At 67.1% G+C, this 18828-nt stretch carries 9 protein-coding genes; 4 read left to right on the top strand and 5 right to left on the bottom strand.

Translation table 11 applies throughout. From position 1 onward, the window contains the following. Window positions 1-407: 407 nt before the first annotated feature. Window positions 408-1649, bottom strand: coding sequence for a TetR/AcrR family transcriptional regulator (locus ACIBW7_RS41185; RefSeq protein WP_397056252.1), 1242 nt, complete (start codon window positions 1647-1649; stop codon window positions 408-410). A 131-nt stretch (window positions 1650-1780) separates the two neighbouring features. Here ACIBW7_RS41185 and ACIBW7_RS41180 point away from each other — a divergent pair, with 131 nt between their 5' ends. Beyond that, window positions 1781-2584 carry an enoyl-CoA hydratase-related protein gene (locus tag ACIBW7_RS41180; protein WP_397056250.1) on the top strand — a complete coding sequence of 268 codons (804 nt, stop codon included), beginning with the start codon at window positions 1781-1783 and terminating at the stop codon, window positions 2582-2584. A gap of 69 nt (window positions 2585-2653) precedes the next feature. Continuing rightward, on the top strand, window positions 2654-3679 hold the full coding sequence (locus ACIBW7_RS41175) for an SDR family oxidoreductase (RefSeq protein ID WP_397056248.1): 1026 nt from the start codon (window positions 2654-2656) through the stop codon (window positions 3677-3679). Here the strand turns inward: ACIBW7_RS41175 and ACIBW7_RS41170 are convergent, their stop codons facing one another. Further along, entirely contained in the window at window positions 3680-4036 is a 357-nt protein-coding gene (locus tag ACIBW7_RS41170) for a winged helix-turn-helix transcriptional regulator (protein ID WP_397056246.1), read from the bottom strand. A gap of 109 nt (window positions 4037-4145) precedes the next feature. Here ACIBW7_RS41170 and ACIBW7_RS41165 point away from each other — a divergent pair, with 109 nt between their 5' ends. Together ACIBW7_RS41165 and ACIBW7_RS41160 are read left to right on the top strand one after the other, a co-directional pair. Beyond that, window positions 4146-5078 (top strand): zinc-binding dehydrogenase, encoded by a 933-nt coding sequence (locus tag ACIBW7_RS41165; protein WP_397056244.1) that lies wholly within the window; start codon window positions 4146-4148, stop codon window positions 5076-5078. Window positions 5079-5088: 10 nt separating this feature from the next. Beyond that, window positions 5089-5496, top strand: a complete 408-nt coding sequence (locus tag ACIBW7_RS41160; RefSeq protein WP_397056242.1) for a nuclear transport factor 2 family protein — start codon at window positions 5089-5091, stop codon at window positions 5494-5496. Here ACIBW7_RS41160 and ACIBW7_RS41155 read toward each other — a convergent pair. The 3 genes from ACIBW7_RS41155 to ACIBW7_RS41145 form a co-directional block, all read right to left on the bottom strand. After that, on the bottom strand, window positions 5493-6743 hold the full coding sequence (locus ACIBW7_RS41155) for an Nramp family divalent metal transporter (protein ID WP_397056240.1): 1251 nt from the start codon (window positions 6741-6743) through the stop codon (window positions 5493-5495). The genes ACIBW7_RS41160 and ACIBW7_RS41155 overlap by 4 nt on opposite strands. A 119-nt stretch (window positions 6744-6862) precedes the next feature. Next, complete coding sequence (locus ACIBW7_RS41150) at window positions 6863-7852, bottom strand: alpha/beta hydrolase (RefSeq protein WP_397056254.1); 990 nt, start codon at window positions 7850-7852, stop codon at window positions 6863-6865. A gap of 230 nt (window positions 7853-8082) precedes the next feature. Next, window positions 8083-18723, bottom strand: coding sequence for an amino acid adenylation domain-containing protein (locus ACIBW7_RS41145; protein ID WP_397056238.1), 10641 nt, complete (start codon window positions 18721-18723; stop codon window positions 8083-8085). Window positions 18724-18828: the final 105 nt, after the last annotated feature.

The raw sequence follows: 18828 nt of genomic DNA, 5'->3' as shown, positions 1-18828 counted from the left end.
TCTCGCGTCCGAGCCGTCGAGACTCGCGACTTCGTCGCATGCGCTTCGACGACTCGGACGCGAGACGGGCCGCGAACGGGTCGCTCGTAAGACTCGCTCCGTTGGGGTCGCTGATGGCGGATCGCTCGACGCCCGATGGACACACGCCAAGCGAGCGGCGCCCCGTGCCTGTGCCGCATGCGCTTCGACGACCCGGACGCCAGACCCGCCGGCCGCGAACTCCTCGCTCGTAAGACTCGCTCCACGCTGGTCGCCGATGACCGATCGCTCGACGCCCGATGGACACACGCCAAGCGAGCGGCGCCCCGTGCCTGTGCCGCATGCGCTTCGACGACCCGGACGCCAGACCGGCCGCGAACAGGTCGGCCGTAAGGCTCGCTCCATGTGGCCGGCTGTGAGACTAGCGGTCAACCCAAAAGCACGGCCTCCATCAGGGCGCAGACTCGGGCCAGTTGTTCGGGGCGGGGATCGAATTTGGTCAACCGGCCCACGTCGATCACCTGAGCGATGGCGGCGTGCACACGGAAGCGCGCCTCCACCGGATCGCCGTCGAGCAGGTTGGCCCACTCCAGCACGTTCTGGCGCTGGATGGCGCGCAGCTTGTGCTGTTCGGCCTGCGGCAGATTGCTGAATTCGGCGTAGTAGACCGGCATGATCTCCGGCATCGAGAAGGTGAGCCGGGCCTGCCGGTAGGCGATGCGCCGGACCGCGTCCGGACGGCTGGTGGCCTCGGCGAGCGCCTCGGTGATCGCGATGGCCACCCGGTCGCCGGTGCGATGGAAGGCGGCGGCGAGCAGGTCGGCCTTGCTGGTGAAGTACCGGTAGACGCTGGAGGCGTTGATGCCGACGGCCGCGCCGATTTCCTCGATGCTGGCCTCGTGATAGCCCTGGCGACCGAAGATCCGGATCGCCTCGGTGAGCAGCTGTTCGCGTTTCGAGGTCACCGGCAGGCCGCGGGTGGCCGGTCCGGGTTCGGGCTCGGTCGGTGCGGGCGGCAGTTCGGCGCGCAGGATCGACCAGCTCATCTCGCGCAGCAGCGGCATCAGCCGGGCGGTGGCGAGCGTGGTGCGATGCGCGGAGATGCTGGCGATGGCGCTGAGCACCCCGGCGGCGAGCATTGCCACATCGGCGGGCGGTGCAGTGGGGCGCAGCTGTCCGATCGGTTCGGCCAACGTCGCGTTGAGCGCGTCGTAGACCTTCCTGATCCGGGCGCGGTCATCGGCCTCCAGGTAGCGCCGCTCCCAGCGGTACAGTCCGGCCTCGCGGCGGATATCGATGGTGTGTTCGCTGATCGCCTTGATCAGGGCGTCGAGCCTGGGTTCGGGCTCCAGATCCGGGTCGTCGGCGGTGCGCGCGACCTGCAGCAGGTGCAGTGCGCCTTCTTCGGCGGCCGCCACCAGCAGCGCGTACTTGTTCGCGAAGTGGCGATACAGCGCCGGCCCCGAGATGCCGACCTCCGCGGCGATCTCGTCGACGCCGACCGGGTAATACCCGCGTTCGCTGAACGCGCGCGCGGCGGCCCGGATGATCTGGACCTTGCGATCCTTCGGGCGCCGCCGCACCGACTGCGCCGGCTCTGCGCCCGTCCTGCTCCCACCCGCGTCAGGCCGCGCGGAAGCGAGACCGACCTCGCTGCGATCCGCGACCATGTAGCTCTCCGTTCCGGTACGGCGCCGCTGGTTGACAGCGCCGGACAAATCATCCTAAGTTAACCACAATTCGCAAAGTTAACCACCATTCATGGGGATACCCCCGCTGAATTCCAGACCAGGAGCAGCAAATGAGCCAGCCGGATTCCGCGACCACACCCGCGGGTTTCAGTGCCGTCCACGACGGCAAGGTGCTCCGGGTCACGATCACCAAGCCCAAGCGCAAGAACGCCGTCGACTACGACACCATGGTCGCCCTCGGTGACACCTTCCTCGCCGCCGCCGAGGACCGCTCGGTGCGGGTGATCGTACTGACCGGCGAGGGCGGCGACTTCTGCACCGGCGCCGATCTTGCCGCATCGGCCGCCGAGGCGCAGCGCGGCATCACCTCGGACATGGTAATGGATGCGGCCAACCGGCTCGTGAAAGCCATTGTGGACGCGCCGATTCCGGTCATCGCCCGGGTCAAGGGCGCGGCCGCGGGTGTCGGCGTCGGTATCGCGCTGGCTGCCGATCTGGTCTACGCCGCCGAGGATTCCTACCTGTTGCTCGCCTTCATCAATATCGGTCTGATGCCCGACGGCGGTGCGGCAGCCATGGTCGCCGCCGCGGCCGGACGCCCGCTGGCCGCCGAAATGGCCCTGCTGGGCGAACGACTCCCCGCGCCTGCGGCCAAGGCGGCCGGGCTGTTCACCGCTGTGGTTCCCGAGGACGAACTCGACGCAAAGGTCGAGGCGGCGGCAGCCAAGATCGCCGCGGGCCCGCGCCGGGCTCTGGAGCTCACCAAGAAGGCGCTCAACGCCGCGACCCTCTCGGCGCTGGACACCGCCCTCGCCGCCGAAAAGACCGGCCAGAGCGAACTCCTCCAATCCCCCGACTTCTTCGAGGGCGCGACCGCAATGCTCACCAAGCGCAAGCCGGTCTTCGCCGACTGATCGCACGAATGGGGCGCGCAGTGATCCCGGACACAAGTGCGCCCGCACAAGCGACTATGTTGATCGGCTATGGCTTACCTGGTTACCGGAGCAACTGGGTTTATCGGTCGGTTTCTTATTCCCGAGCTGCTGAAACGGGAGGGGGATATTCATGTACTGGTCCGGCCGGGGGACGATTCGGCGGACCGGTATACCTGCCGTGCTCGGGAGTGGATGGGGGGCGAGCGGGTGCGGCCGGTGCGCGGGGATATGGGCGCGCCCGGCCTCGGTATCGATCCGGCCTGGATCGCCGAGCATCGAGGGTCGATCGACCATGTCTTCCATCTGGCGTCGAGCTATGACCTCGCCGAACCGGGCGGCGGCACCAGACATGTCGTCGATGTCGCGGAGCAGCTGAAAGCCACTCTGCTGCACCATGTCTCGACGGTTGACGTGGCGGGCGGGTTCGACGGCCTGTTCACCGAGGACATGTTCGACGAGGGGCAGGTGCTGAGTTCGCCCATGCAGCGGGCGAAATTCGAGGCCGAGAAGATCGTGCGCGAATCCGAGCTGGGCTGGCGGATCTATCGGCCCTCGATCGTGATCGGGCATTCGCGCACCGGTGAGATCGATCGAATCGACGGGCCCTACTACTTCTTCCGGCTGCTGCGGATGGCCGCGCAGCTGCCGAGGATTCTGCCGGTGCTGGTGCCGAAGCTGGGTGAAACCAATATGGTCCCGGTCGACTTCGTGGCTCGCGCACTGGCCCATATCGCACACCGCCCCGACTCGAACCGCACCACCTACCACCTGGCCGATCCGCGCCGACAGAGCGCCGCCGAGGCGCTGAATCTGTTCGCCGACGAGGCCGGTGCACCGCATCTGGTGGAGGTAATGCCCAAGCGGACCCTCGAGATGATGCTGCGCGTCCCCGGCACGAGCTGGCTGCTCCCGCGCGTCGGCGTGCCCCAGGATGTGTTGGAGCACAGCGAATTCAGCTGCTGGTTCGACTGCCGCAACGCCACCGCCGCACTCGCGGGCACCGATATCAAGGTGCAGCCACTGGCCGCCTATGCCCCGCTGATCTGGAAATACTGGATCGAGAACTGGGTCTGATTATCCTGCCTGCTCGTACTCGGCTCTGGCCGCGTCGATTTCATCGATGTGCTCGATGGCCCAGGCGCGCAGCACATCTACGGCGGCGCTGAGGCTGTGACCGAGCGGCGTCAGCGTGTATTCGACGGTGACCGGCACGGTCGGATACACCGTGCGCGACACCATGCCGTCGCGCTCCAGGCCGCGCAGCGTCTGGGTGAGCATCTTCTGCGTGATGCCCTGCACCTGCCTGCGCAACTCCGAGAAGCGCAGCGTGCCCGGCTTCAGGGCCAGCAGCACGAGCCCGGTCCAGCGTTCACCGAGCCGGTCGAACACCGCGCGGGACGGACAGTTCAGATCGAAGATGTCGTATGCCATGGGATTGTTGGTATCCACAAGGTACCTATACCACTAATTACTGCCTTCTTTCATCTGGAAACCAGCCCTCTTAGTGTCGTTTTCATCGCAACGACCAGGAGGAAGTCAGATGAAAGCCCTTGCAGCAACCGGTGATCGGACCTTGGTGCGGTTCGCCGAAACCCCCGAACCCACGGCCGCCGCCGATGCCGTGATCGTCCAGGTCGAGGCATTCTCGGTGAACCGCGGCGAGATTCTCGCCATGACCGGCGCCTATGGCGCTCCGACCGCACCGGGCACCGTGATGGGACAAGACGTTGCCGGCCGGGTCATCACGGCCGCCGCCGACGGCTCGGGGCCGGCCGTCGGCACCCGCGTGGTCGGTCACGCCGAGGGCGGCGGGTGGGCCGAGCGGGTGGCCGTCCCGACCGCCGCACTGGCCGAGTTGCCCGACACCCTCACCGCCACCACCGCGGCAGCTTTGCCACTCGCGGGTTTGACCGCATTGCGTCTACTCCGGCACGTCGAGGCCCCGGCGGGCAAGCAGGCACTGATTACCGGCGCATCCGGCGGAGTCGGTCACTACCTGGTGGAATTGGCAACGGCCGCAGGCATTTCGGTGACCGCGGTGGCGGCCTCGCCCGAACGCGGCGCCCGGCTGGGCGAACTCGGCGCGCAAGCCGTCGTCCATGATGTCGCGGACGCCGACGGTCCCTTCGATGTCATCTTCGAATCGGTCGGCGGCGATGTCTTCGCGGCCGCACTCGCCCGGATCGCGCCCGGCGGCACCGTGCTGTGGTTCGGTCAGGCGAGCCTGCAACCGATCCGGCTCAGCTTCTTCGAATACCTGACGGTCTCGCCGTTCACGCTGCGGCATTTCCCGCACTGGGTCGCCGACACCACCGATGCCGAGGATCTGCGTGTCCTGGTCGGCCTGACGGCCACCGACCGCCTGCATCCCGAGCTCGGTAGGGTCGCCGACTGGGCCGAAACGGCGAGCGTGCTCACCGATCTGAACAACCGCCGGATCCGCGGCAACGCGATCCTCACCATCGACGCCTGAAGGAGCGATCATGTCGACCACCGAGCAGACCCGCGCCACCATCCTGGCCTATATCGAGGCACTCGGATCCGGTGACGCCGAACGCGCCGCCGGCTTCTTCAACCCGGATTCGACCTGGACCCTGTTCGGCGACCTGCCGACCGCACGCACCTGGACCGGGCCGCAGGAGATCTTCGGGCAATTCGTAGCGCAGATGATCGAGCAGATGGACGCGTCACAGCCGATCGGCCAGGAGGTGCGGACCGTACTGGCCGACGGCGCGCAGGCGGTCGCCGAATGGACCACCCGCGCGACCACCAAGGCGGGCGAACCGTACGTCAACAATGTGGCGATCGTCTTCCGGGTCGAGAACGGCAAGATCGCCGAAGCCCGTGAGTATTTCGATACGGGCTATGCCCAGCGCACGCTGTTCGCCTAGCTGCCCGTGACGGTCAGGTAGATCAGTGCCACATTCAGCAGGCTGATGATGATGGCGACCAACCAGGCCAGGCCGGTGGTCACCCGGTGGTTGACGTCGGTGCCCATCAGTATTCGGTCGCTGGTGAAGCGGACCAGTGGGATCAGGGCGAACGGGATGCCGAACGACAGCACCACCTGCGAAATGATCAGTGCGCGAGTGGGATCGATGCCGACCGCGAGGATGATGATGGCCGGTACCAGCGTGACCAAGCGACGAGCCAACAGCGGAATCTTGCGGCGCAGCAGACCTTCCATGATCATCGCGCCCGCGTACGCCCCGACCGATGTCGATGCCAGACCGGAGGCCAGCAGGCCGATCGCCAGCAGCAGGGCGGCGACGGGGCCGAGCGCATCGCCGACGGCGGCGTGCGCGTCTTCGAGGGTTTCGATGTTCTCGCGGCCCCGCAAGGTATTCGCGGCCATCAGCAGCATGGCCATATTGACCGTGCCCGCCAGCACCATCGCGAGTCCGACATCGTATCGGGTGATCCGCAGCAGCCGAGTCCGCAGCGGACCGACCTCGGGCTGACCGTGACGGTCCCGGGCCAGTCCGGAGTGCAGGTACACCGCGTGCGGCATGACGGTCGCGCCGATCATGGCCGCCGCCAGCAGCACGCTTTCAGAACCCTGGAACCGCGGCAGCAGACCACCAACGGTGCCGGAGACCGACGGCGGCGAAATCACCACGCTGGCCAGGAAGCCGATGGCGATGACGGCGAGCAGACCGGTGATGACCCGCTCGAACGGCTTCTGCCCGCGATGATTCTGCACCAGCAGCAGCGCCATCGAGACCACACCGGTGATCACACCGCCGACCAGCAGCGGCAGATCGAACAGCAGCTTCAGCGCGATCGCGCCGCCGACCACCTCGGCCAGGTCGGTGGCCATCGCGACGGTCTCCGCCTGCACCCAATAGGCAAGGCGCACCGGACGACTCGACTTGGACCGCACCGCCTCCGGTAGCGACATACCGGTGACCAACCCCAGCTTCGCCGACAGGAACTGCACCAGCCCGGCCATCACATTGGCCATCACGATGACCCACACGAGTAGGTAGCCGAACTGGGCGCCCGCGCTGATATTCGACGCCACATTGCCGGGATCGACATAGGCAATGGCCGCTACGAAGGCCGGACCGAGCAAGACGCTGACGGATCTCGCCCGGGTCGTCGCGTTCCGCGCCGACTCGACCAGGGTTGTACTCATAGAACAGAATTTTACGGCTTCCCGAACTTTTTGTTTAGCACTATCTATATAAAACAGACCGCCCCGATTGTGCGATAGCGCACAATCGGGGCGGCCGGTTGGAAATCGCGGGGATCAGCTCAGAGGCCGAGGCCCTTGGCGAGGGTGGGCCAGGAGGCGTGCAGCTCGTCGTTCCAGTAGCCCCAGGAGTGGGTGCCGTTGGGGCGGAAGTTGAAGGTGGCGGGGATGCCGAGCGAATCCAGCTTCGCCTTCATGTTGTTGGTGCAGTAGTTGGTGCCCGCCTCGATGACGCCGCCGATCAGGATCTGGTTGGCCAGACCGCCGGGGCCGGGAAGGGTGTACTGACCGTCCAGGGTGTCGTACGGGCCCGGCAGACCGTTGCCGGTCGAGATGTAGAGATCGGTGCCGCGCAGACCCTCGGCATTGACGTAAGGATCGTTCGCCGTCCAATCCGGTGAACCGATGGGGCCCCACATGTTGTCGACATTGCCGCCGCCCCAGGTCTCGACGGTCAGCTTGACGAACTCCGAGCCGACCGGATCACTGGTCTGGGCGCAGCCGCTGTAGGCCGCCGCGGCCTTGTACAGGCCCGGCTTGGCGATCGGCAGCGCGAGCACGGTGGTGCCCGAGGTGGACAGGCCCGCGATGGCATTGGTGCCGTTGGTGCCGAGCGCGCCGTCGATCAGCGGCGGCAGCTCCTCGGTGAAGAAGGTCTTCCACTTGTTGCGGCCGAGTACCGGATCGTCCTTGATCCAGTCGGTGTAGTAGCTCCACTTGCCGCCGATGGGCTGGACCACGTTGACGTTCTTGTCGCCGAGGAACTTCAGCGCATCGGTCTTGGCCACCCAGGACGCGCTGTCCTCACCGCCACCCGCACCGTTGAGCAGGTAGAGCACCGGACGCGGCACCGAGGCGTCGGCGGGGCGCTGCACGTCGACCGGGAAGGTCCGGTCCATGGCCGCGGAGTAGACGTACAGGCGGAGGCTGCGGTCGTCCTTGTACTCGGCCTTGGTGATCTTCGAGCCGTCCGGCGCGACCGGGTTCGCCAGCAGCGTCTTCGAATCCATGATCGGATCAGCCGTCGCGGTAGATGCGCCGAAGCCGGACATGACCCCCGCGAATACCGCGGTTGCCGCGATCACCGCCGCCGCACGTGTGCCGCGACGCCGGATCAGACTACGCATCAATTTCACACCTTCACTTCGTATCGTGATTACGGGAGGGCTTCCCCTGGCCGCGGGCATGCACCGCGGCCGACCATACGGCCTATTTAGTCGTGACGATAGTGGACATCGTTACCGCAATGTTGCTCCATCATGCCTCAACGGCCGGAATGTGATCATGGTCGCCCCGGATATTGCTGACCGTATTCGGCCAGTCCGCCGAGGGCCCGGATCCAATGTTCGGCGAAAGTCTTGACCTCGTCACCACCGAATACCTCGGCCGCGTAGTCGAAGCGCACGAGCAGGCCTTCGGCGGTGGCGTCGGCGGTGATATCGAGCAGCAGATCCGCGGACGGTGCGTCGGTGTGCACGCGCGCCGGGCGCAGATCTCGATAGCGCAATCCGCACCGACCGGCGGGGAGTGCGGTCAAGGCCGCGGCGGTATCGGGATTGAGATAACGCAGCAGGCCGTAACCGACGCCATAGGACGGCACGGCGCCGGTGAGCCGTTTGACCTGTTCGATCGCGATACCCGCCGCCCGACCACCGACCAGCGCCTCCTGGATATTCACACCCTCCAGCTGCAGCGGGAGCGGGTAATCGGTGGTGAAGGCGCCGACGAGGGTATCGGTCTCGGCCATCGACCGGCTATCGGCGTGCAGCCGGACCACCGGGCCCATCGCCTCGGTGACGGTTTCGCCCGCGGAGGTGATCTGTGCGATCGCCAGCGCGGTGAGCAGGACTTCGTCGACGCCGGCACCGTGCGCGGCGGCCGCGGCGACGACGGCGGCGGTGCCCTCGGTGGTGATGGTCAGCGAGACCCGGCGCCGCGCTCGCAGGTTCTTGTTCGTGGCGCCGGCCTTGGCGGCGGGGACCGCGCTCAAGGTGTGGTGCCACCACGCCACTTCCTCGATTGCTGCCGGGCCGCTCGCCCCCTCGGACAGCACCCGGAGCAGATCGGACAGTCCGGCCTCGGGGACCGCGGGCGAGCGGTGCCTGCCCCGCGACCAGGCCAACGACAGCTTGTCGATGATGGTGCGCCAGGAGGTGTCGTCCACGACGAGGCCATTGGCGACGATGACCATGGTCGATGGCACCTCGCGGCCGCCGACCAGTACGAAGCGGATATTGCGGCCATGGACCGGATCGAGTTCCGTGGCGACGGCACGCACCACATCGTCGACCGGCGGCGGGGTCTGCTCGATGCCGTATTCCAAGCTGAGGAAGGCCTCGTCGACTCGCTGCGCCTCGGCCGGGATTTCGAAGACCGGCTCGGCGCCCGCACGGTCACGGTGCAGCCGGACCCACAGCATCGGATGCTGTTCGAGCACCGTATCTACGGCGAATTGCACCGCTTCCGGTGAGTAGTTGGGCGGGATCTCGAGGGTGACGACGCGCAGTTCGACACCGGAGTCCAAGAGCCGCACGGCATTCGGGGTCAGCGACAGCGGGATGGGGGCGTCGTCGGGTTCGTCGGGGCGGTGCGCGACGGCGTACTCGATCGGATCGTCGTCGTGGATGACCGCGAACGGGACGCGCTCGGGCTGGACGGCAATCTCGGGTTCGTCGGCTATCTCGGGTTCGTCGTCGTGATCCAGTACCGGGGCCTCGACCGTCGGGGGCAGATCCTCGGTCTGTGCCTTGTCCTCGGCCGGTTCCGGGACATCGATATGTACCGGAACCAGGACCGATGTCGGGTAGTCGTGGTCGAACCCGGCCGGATCGGCAAGCGGTGCCGCGTACTCGTATCCCTCCGGCGCGGCGGCGTACTCGACCGGCGCGAATGCCTCGGCTTCGGTTGGCTCCGCGGCCTCCGCGGCCTCCTCGGCAGGCGGCTCGGGCTCGACGAGCAAGGCAGCCAGGACCGGTCCGATTTCGGCGAGGGCCGCCGGAGACGTCATCAGCTCATGGGTCGCCTCGACCGGATGCTCGTTGATCGTGCCGTCGATATACGGCCGCCAGGCCCGGGATTCGGCGGTGTGGCCGGTGGCGCTGAAGAAGTCGAGCGTGCCGTGGAAAACCTTGTGCTGATGGTTGATTCCGAGCTCCACCGAGCGCACCGCGCCACGGTAGCTCTGACGCAGGCGTTCCGGAGTCAGCAGCGCCAGTTCCGGCGGGATATTGGCGTACAGCACCGCGAGCGCCTCTTCGGTGAGGTTGCGGATATTGCTGTCGCCCAGCATGTCCGGGCCGATGCCGAGTTCGGCGAAGGCCGAGCGCAGTTCCGCCCAGAAATCGGCGATATTGCCGCCGGTGCGGCTGTCCAGCATGGCGAGCAGGGCGACCTCCGCACCCGCGGACTGCAATTCGACCGCGACCGCATGGGCCAGCGCGCCGCCCAGCGACCACCCGAGCAGCCGGTACGGCCCATCGGGTTGCACCGCGCGGATCTCCTCGACATAGCGCCGGGCCATGGCATCCAGCGAATCCGGCCGGAAGTCCGATTCGGACAGCGCGGGCGATTGCACACCGAAGATCGGGCGGTCAGCGGGCAGATACTGCGCGAGACCGGTATAGCACCAGGACAATCCGGCCATCGGGTGGATGCAGAACAGCGCTTCACCGGTGCCGTGGCGGATCGGCAGCAGCACGTCGAGTGCGGCCTCGGCGTTCAATCCGTATTCGTATGCCTCGGTTTCGTCGGCGGCCATGATGCGCTGGGTGAGCGCCGCGACGGTCGGATCGGTGAAGAACCACTGCACCTGGACCGCGATACCGGTCAGCTCACGCAGCTTGTTCACCGCGCGCATGGCGGCCAGCGAACTGCCGCCGAGTGCGAAGAAATCGTCATCGGAGCCGACGAGGTCGAGGCCGAGTACCTCGGCGTATACATCGGCGACGGCCTGTTCCTGCGGGGTCGACGGCGCGAAATAGGGACGCGGGGCGAGTTCGGGTGCGGGCAGCGCCGCGCGATCGAGCTTGCCGACCGGGGTCAGCGGCACCTGGTCGAGCACCACCACCGCCGAGGGCACCATATGCCGAGGCAAGCCGCGCGCCGCGTATTCGGTGAGCGCACCGGTATCGATGATCCGCCCCGCTATCGGAAGCACGTAGGCGACGAGAATCTTTTCGCCCGTCGGGTTTTCCCGACCGATCGTGACTGCGAACTCGACATCGTCGTGCCCCCGCAACACCGCGTCGATCTCACCTAGTTCGATGCGCAGACCGCGGATCTTGAGCTGGAAGTCGGTGCGACCGACGTATTCGAGTTCCCACTCCCCCGGTTCGCCGACCCAGCGCACCAGATCACCGGTGCGATACATCCGCGCACCGGGCGGACCCCATGGATCGGCGACGAAACGTTCCGCGGTCAGCGTCGGACGGTCGTGATAGCCGCGTGCCAGCGCGTTGCCACCGAGATACAGCTCGCCGACGGCACCCGGCGGCACCGGGCGCAGCCGCGAATCCAGCACCACCATCGGCGTTCCCGGCACCGGGCCGCCGATCGTGATGCGCTGTCCGGCGATCATCTCGCTCCAGGACGCGGCCACCGTGGCCTCGGTCGGACCGTAGCCGTTGATGAAATGCCGTCCCGGTTGCCATTTGGCGACCAGCTCAGGCGAGCTGGAATCGCCACCGCAGCACAGGAATCGGAATTCGTCCAGACCGGCCGGATCGACGGTGCCGAGCACGGCGGGGGTGAAGATCGCGTGCGTGACCCGCTCGGTGCGCAGCAACGCGGTCAGATCCGGGCCGCCCAGGATGGTGGACGGCACGATGACCAGCGTCGCGCCGTTGTGGAAGGTGCAGAGCCACTCCAGAATCGACGGATCGAAGCTCGGCGAGCACAGATGCAGGAACCGATGCTGCGGACCGAGCTGGAACACCGCGCCGGCGTTCTCCACGGCACCGCCGACGCCGACCTGGGTGACGGTGACACCCTTGGGTGTGCCCGTCGACCCGGACGTGTAGATCACGTACGCCGGATGCTGCGGCAGCAGCGTGCGCAGCCGCTCGGCATCGGTGACCGGCGCCGGCGACTTACCGGCCACGGCCGCGTGGATCGCGGGATCGTCGAGCTGTAGCCAGTTGGTTTCGGCCGACTCGTCGGGCAGCCGCTCGGTGTAGGTGGAGGTGGTGATGCCGAGGACGGCACCGGAATCGGTCACCATGTGCCGGATCCGGTCCGTCGGATAGGTCGGATCGATCGGCACGTGTGCGCCACCGGCCTTGGCGACGGCCCAGAAGGCCGCGACCATCTCCAGCGAGCGCGGGAAGGCAAGGGCGACAAGGCTCTCCGGGCCGACACCGCGATCGATCAGCACCCGAGCCAGCCGCGAGGAGTATTCGTCCAGTTCGCGGTAGGAGATCGAGCGACCGGCGGTGCGCACCGCGACATGTTCGGGATCGACGCTGACCGCGCTGGTCAGCAGGTCCGGCAGCAGCCGGACAGCGGGCGTCTCGCCGCGCCGCACCGGTGTCAGCGCCTGCTCTTCGGTGGCGCCGAGCAGCCGCAGGTCACCGATCGGGGCATCCGGCCGCGCGACGATCTCGGTGAGCAGCCGGGTGAACCGGGCGGCGAACATCTCGATCGTCTTGTCGTCGAACAGGTCTCGCGCGAAGTTGAACTCACCGCGCAGGCTCTCCTCGGCGGTACCCGGTGCCCACATGGTCAGCGAGAGATCGAATTTCGCGGTATCGACGGCGAAATCGAAGGTCTCCGCGCGTAATCCCGGCAGTTCGAAGGTGCTGGTCGGCAGGTTCAGATACGACATCGACACCTGGAACAGCGGGTGCCGAGCCGTGGAACGCGGCGGGTTCAGCAGTTCGACCAGTCGCTCGAACGGAAGGTCGGCGTGCGAAAAGGCCTGTAGGTCGGTGTCTTTGGCATGGGCGAGCAGATCACCGAAGCTGCGGTCGTCGGGCACCGGTAGCCGCAGCACCAGCGTATTGACGAACATGCCGATCATGTCGTCGAGTTCGGCCGCACCGCGACCGGCAACCGGGGTGCCGATGGCGATATCGGCGGTGCCGGACATGCGCGCCAGGAATACCGACAGCGCGGCGTGCACCACCATGAACATGGTGGCGTTGTGCCGGCGGGCCAGCCGCACCAGCCCGGCGTGCACCAGCGGGTCGATCTCGAATTCGGTGCGACCGCCGGTGAAGGTCCGTAGCGCCGGGCGCGGCCGGTCCGCGGGCAGGTTCAGTTCGTCGGGCAGATCGGCCAGTGCGGTCCGCCAGTATCCAGCCTGTGCCGAGATCAGGCTCTCCGGATCGTCCTCGGAGCCGAGCACATTGCGTTGCCAGACACTGAAATCCGCATACTGCACCGGTAGCGGTGACCACGAGGGCGGCTCACCCGTACTGCGGGCCGAGTAGGCCAGCATGACGTCGCGGACCAGCGGCGACATCGACCAGCCGTCGGCGCCGATGTGATGGGCGACGAACACCAGGATGTGATCACCTGTGTCGAGCCGGAACAGGGTGGCGCGGAAGGGCACCTCGACGGTGACATCGAAGCCCGCCGCGACGATCTGCTGCACCTGCTGCACCGCATCCGATTCCGGAATCGGAATCGGGACCAGATCGATCGGCACTTCGCTGGGTGCGAGCACCTCCTGCACCGGACCGTCGGCGGTCTGCGGGTAGACGGTGCGCAGCACCTCGTGCCGCGCCACCATATCCTCGACCGCCGAACCCAGTGCGGCGATATCGAGTTCGCCGGACAGCCGGATCGCCACCGGGATGTGGTAGGCCGCCGAGCTGGGATCGAACTGGTTGATGAACCACATCCGCAGCTGCGCCAGCGACAGCGGGATCCGCTCCGGCCGCAGCCCGGCCAGCAGCGGCTGTCGCCGACCGGAACCGGCATGGGTTTCGACCTTGGCGGCGAGTCCGGCCACGGTCGGTGTCTCGAAGATCGAGCGCACCAGCACCTTGGTATCCAGCGCGTCGCCGACCCGGGCCGCCACCTGCGTCGCCAGCAGCGAATTACCGCCCCTGGCAAAGAAATCGTCATCGCGCCCGACGCGCTGCACGCCGAGCACATCGCCGAAGACTCCGGCCACGATCTCCTCGACCGGTGTCGCAGGCGCGCGGAAGACCTGGGTCTCGAACTCCGGATCGGGCAGCGCGGCGCGATCGAGCTTGCCATTCGCATTGCGCGGCAAGGCCGTCAACGTGACGAACGCATTGGGCATCATGTACGACGGCAGTACCTCGGCCAGCCCGGTCTTCAGTTCGGCGATCACGACCGGGGTCGCCTCGTCGGCCGGAACGACATACGCCACCAGCCAATCACCGATCCGCGCATCGGATTTGACGAGCACGGCGGCCTGCGCGATCTCGGGCCGGGCGAGCAGCGCGGTCTCGATCTCGCCGAGTTCGATGCGGAAACCGCGGATCTTCACCTGGAAATCAGTGCGACCGTGGTACTCCAGCTCACCGTGCTCGTTCCAGGACACCAGGTCGCCGGTGCGGTACATCCGGGCACCGGATTCGAATGGATTGGCCACGAACCGTTCCGCGGTGAGATCGGTCCGTCCGAAGTAGCCACGCGCCAATTGTGCACCGGCCAGGTACAACTCGCCGGATACGCCGACCGGCACCGGCCGCAGGCGCGAATCCAATACGTAGACATGGCTGTTCCACTCCGGCCCACCGATCGGCACGGTAACCGCGTCGGTGTCGGTCACCCGATGATTGGTAATCGAGACCGCGGCTTCGGTGGGGCCGTACAGGTTGAACAGGTCCGCGCCGTTGCTCTGGCGGAATCGCTGCGCGGTGGCTGCCGGTAGCGTCTCACCGATGGCGAGCACCCGGCGCAGCGATCGGGGCAGCTGACCCGTCGACATCGCGTCCAGCATCGACGGCACCACGTGCAGGGTTGTCACCGACTCGCGCGCCATCAACTCGTTCAGATAGGCCGGATCCCGATGACCATCCGGCGCGGCGACGACCACCGTGGCACCGCATATCGCCGCCGTCCAGAACTCCCAGACCGACAGGTCGAAGGTGGCGACCGTCTTGAGCAGCAGCACATCATCGGCTCCGAGGCCGAATTCGGCCGTCTCCCAGAGCAACTGATTGACGACCGCGCCGTGCGGAACCGCGACGCCCTTCGGCTGCCCGGTCGAACCCGACGTGTAGATCACGTACGCCGTATTGCCCGGTAGCAGCGCACCGCGGCGTTCGCGTGCCGTGAGCGGGGCATCCGAGTAGCGCGACAGGTCGAGCTCATCGATCGTCACGGAATCGACGGCATCGGTGTGGAAGCCGTCGTGCACGGAGCTCAGCAGGCAGACCGGTTGTGCGGTTTGCAGGATGTACTCGACGCGTTCGGCGGGTTGATCCGGATCGATGGGCACATACGCCGCACCGGATTTCGCCACCGCGTACATGGCGACGATCAGATCGACCGACCGGCGGATGCCCAATGCGACCCGGTCCTCCGGGCGCACGCCGCGCTCGATCAGATACCGCGCCAGCCGATTCACCCTGGCGTCGAGTTCGCCGTAGCTGAGCTTGCGTCCCGGCTGATCGGAAATCACCGCAACCGCATCCGGAGCGGCGGCCACCGTCGCATCCAGGAGCGACACCAGCGTCGCCGTCGCATCGATCGGGTGCGCGGTGTCGTTCCAACCCGCCAGAATCCGCGAACTCTCGTCACCGGCGAGCAGTTCGATCTCGCCGACCCGCACCGACACATCGTCGAGCACGGCATCGAGCACCCGGACGAATCGGTCGGTGAAGCCTTGCACCGTCGTCTCGTCGAACAGGTCGGTGGCATAGCCGAAGTTCGCCACGATCCCGGCGGGCGCGCCGTCGTCGGTGTAGCGGTCGGCCAGCGAGATATGCAGATCCGTCTTGGCGAGCTGCAGATCGAAATCGACCGTTGCGACCGAAAGTCCGGGCAGCTCCAAGGTGGTCTCGGCCAGGTTCTGGAAGGAAAGGCCCACCTGGAACAGCGGATTGCGGGCGATCGAGCGAACCGGATTCAGCGCCTCGACGATTCGCTCGAAGGGCACATCGGCATTGGCGAAGGCCTCGAGATCGCGCTCGCGCACGTCGGCGAGCAGGGCGGCGAAGCTGTCACCGGGACGCACCCGAGTGCGAAACACCAGGGTGTTGACGAACATGCCGATCAGATCATCGAGTTCGCGCTCGCCACGACCCGCGATGGGCGTACCGACCGCGATGTCGTCGGTGCCCGACAACCGGGCCAACAGCACCGCGAGCGCCGCATGCACGACCATGAACAGCGAGGCGTGATTGGCTCGCGCCAGCGCATGCAGTTGCGCGTGCCGATTCGCCGAGATCTCGAACCGCACCGATTTGCCCTGGAACGACTGGGCAGGCGGGCGCGGGCGGTCGGTCGGCAGTTCCAGCTGGTCCGGCAACTGCGCCAAGGTCCGTCGCCAGTAGGCGATCTGCTGTGCGGCCGGCGATTCTGGATCGTCCTCGTCGCCGAGCGCTTCGCGCTCCCACAGCGCGTAGTCGGCGTACTGCACCGGCAGCGGCTGCCACAGCGGCGCCTGCCCGCGCACTCGCGCGGCATAGGCGACCATGAGATCGCGGGCCAGCGGTCCCATCGATGCTCCGTCGGCCGCGACATGGTGCACGGTCAAGGCGATCACATGCTCGCGCGGCGCCAGGCGGAACAGCGAGACCGCGACCGGAACCTCGACGGTCACATCGAAGGTCAGTACCGCGAAGTCGACGAGCCTGCGCACCAGTTCGTCCTCGGCCACATCGACCGGCACCATGGCGAACCGCGTATCCGGCACCGGATGAATGACCTGATGCGGCCGCCCACCGATGCTCGGATAGGTGGTCCGCAGCACCTCGTGCCGGGACAGCACATCGCCGATGGCCAGCCCGAGCGCCGCCGTATCCAGCTCACCCGTGAGCCGCACGGCGAGCGGAATATTGTCCACCGCCGAGGTTTCGGTATCGAACTGGTTGAGGAACCAGTACCGCTGCTGCGCCAGCGACAGCGGAATCAGTTCCGGCCGCTCCCCCGCGACCAGCCGCGGCCGACTCCGGCCGGATCCGGCGGTGCGTTCGACCACGGCGGTGAAGGCGGCGACCGTCGAGGCGTGGAACAGATCGCGGACCGCCAACTGCGTATCCAGCGCGGCATCCAGCCGTGCGGTCACCTGGGTGGCCAGCAGCGAATTGCCGCCGAGCTCGAAGAAGTCGTCGTCCAGGCCGACCCGCGCGACACCGAGCACATCACCGAAGGTGCCCGCGACGATCTCCTCGACGGGCGTCGCGGGTGCGCGGAACACCTTGGCCTCGAATACCGGTGCCGGTAGCGCCTTGCGGTCCAGTTTGCCCATGGGCGTCAGCGGCACCTTGTCGAGCACCGTGATGCACGCGGGCACCATATGCGCCGGCAATTTCCGCTCTACCAGTGCCTTCAGCTCCGACATATCGACGGTCAGCCCGTCGATGGGGTGCACATAGGAGGCCAATACGGTGGTACCGCTGTCGAGTTCGTGCCCGACAGTGACCGCGAAATCCACATGGTCGTATGAGCCGAGTACCGCGTCGATTTCGGTGAGTTCGATGCGGAAGCCGCGAATCTTCACCTGGGAGTCGTTGCGGCCGAGGTACTCCAATTCACCGGTCGCGGTCCAGCGCACCAGATCGCCGGTGCGGTAGAGCCGGGTGCCCGGTTCGAAGGGGTTGGCCACGAATCGGGAGGCGGTGAGCGTCTGTCGGCCCAGGTAACCGCGCGCCAGCTGCGCACCGGCGACATACAGTTCGCCGACCACCCGGTTCGGCACCGGCACCAGCCGATCGTTGAGCACATAGGCGGCGATCCCGTGGATCGGCGCGCCGAGCGTCACCGGCTCCCACGGCACCATCGGCGCGGTGATATTGGTGGCGATGGTGGCCTCGGTCGGACCGTAGGCATCGAAGAATTCGCGCAGCAGCCCGCCCGCGATCGGTAATACCCAGCGCCGGACCAACTGCGGCGGGCAGGCCTCGCCGCCGGTCACCACGACCCGCAGTTCGTCGAGTCCGGCAGGCTCCACCGAGGCCAGGGCCGCGGGGGTGACGAAGGCGTGGGTCACCCGCTCGCGCCGCAGCACCGCGGCCAGTTCCGCGCCGCCGTAGACGGTCGGCGATACGACCACCATGGTGGCCGCGCCGCCCAATGCCAACAGCAATTCCAGCACCGACGCGTCGAAGGACGGCGAGGCGAAATGCAGTGTCCGGGCGGCGCTCGTCACCCGGTATCGGGTCCGCTGTTCATCGCAGAAGCCGGATAATCCCTGGTGGGTGACCACCACGCCCTTGGGGACGCCGGTCGAGCCCGAGGTGTAGATGACGTAGGCCGGATGTGCGCCGTGCAGTGGTCGCACCCGATCCTGATTGGTCACCCGGTCCACCGGATACCGCTGCAGCAGTTGCGCGGTGATCGGGTCGTCGAGCATCAGCCATTCGGCGTAATCGGGTAGGCCGCGGCGGACCGCGGCGACGGTCAGGCCGAAGCTGACACCGGAGTCGGTCAGCATGTGCGCGACCCGATCCGCCGGATAATGCGGGTCCACCGGCACGAATCCGGCGCCGGTCTTGGCCACCGCCCACACCGCGAGCACCGAATCCACCGACCGCGGCACGGCCACCGCGACCAGATCCTCCGGTCCGACACCACGATCGATGAGCAGCCTGGCCAGCCGGGTCGAACGCTCATCCAACTCGGCATAGCTCAGCCCGCCGGAAGTGGCATCGGCATCGGCGAATACGACGGCGAGGCCGCCGGGATTCGCCTCGACGGCGGCCGCCATCAGCTGCGGCAGGGTGATGACGCGCGTCCGCTGTGCCCTTGTCCGAGCCGGCCGCACCCGAGCTTGGCGCGTCACCTGGTCACCGCGTCCTCATGCCGACGTTGTGCAACCACCCGAAACATGAAGGAGCTCACCTACCCTGTAATCCCTAAAAAGTGCTCCCCTCCCAGCGCTTGCTCA

The organism is Nocardia sp. NPDC049526, from assembly GCF_044465765.1.
Classification (GTDB): domain Bacteria; phylum Actinomycetota; class Actinomycetes; order Mycobacteriales; family Mycobacteriaceae; genus Nocardia.
The sequence above is the reverse complement of the archived record's forward strand: the minus strand, read 5'-3'. Positions and strand labels throughout refer to the sequence as shown.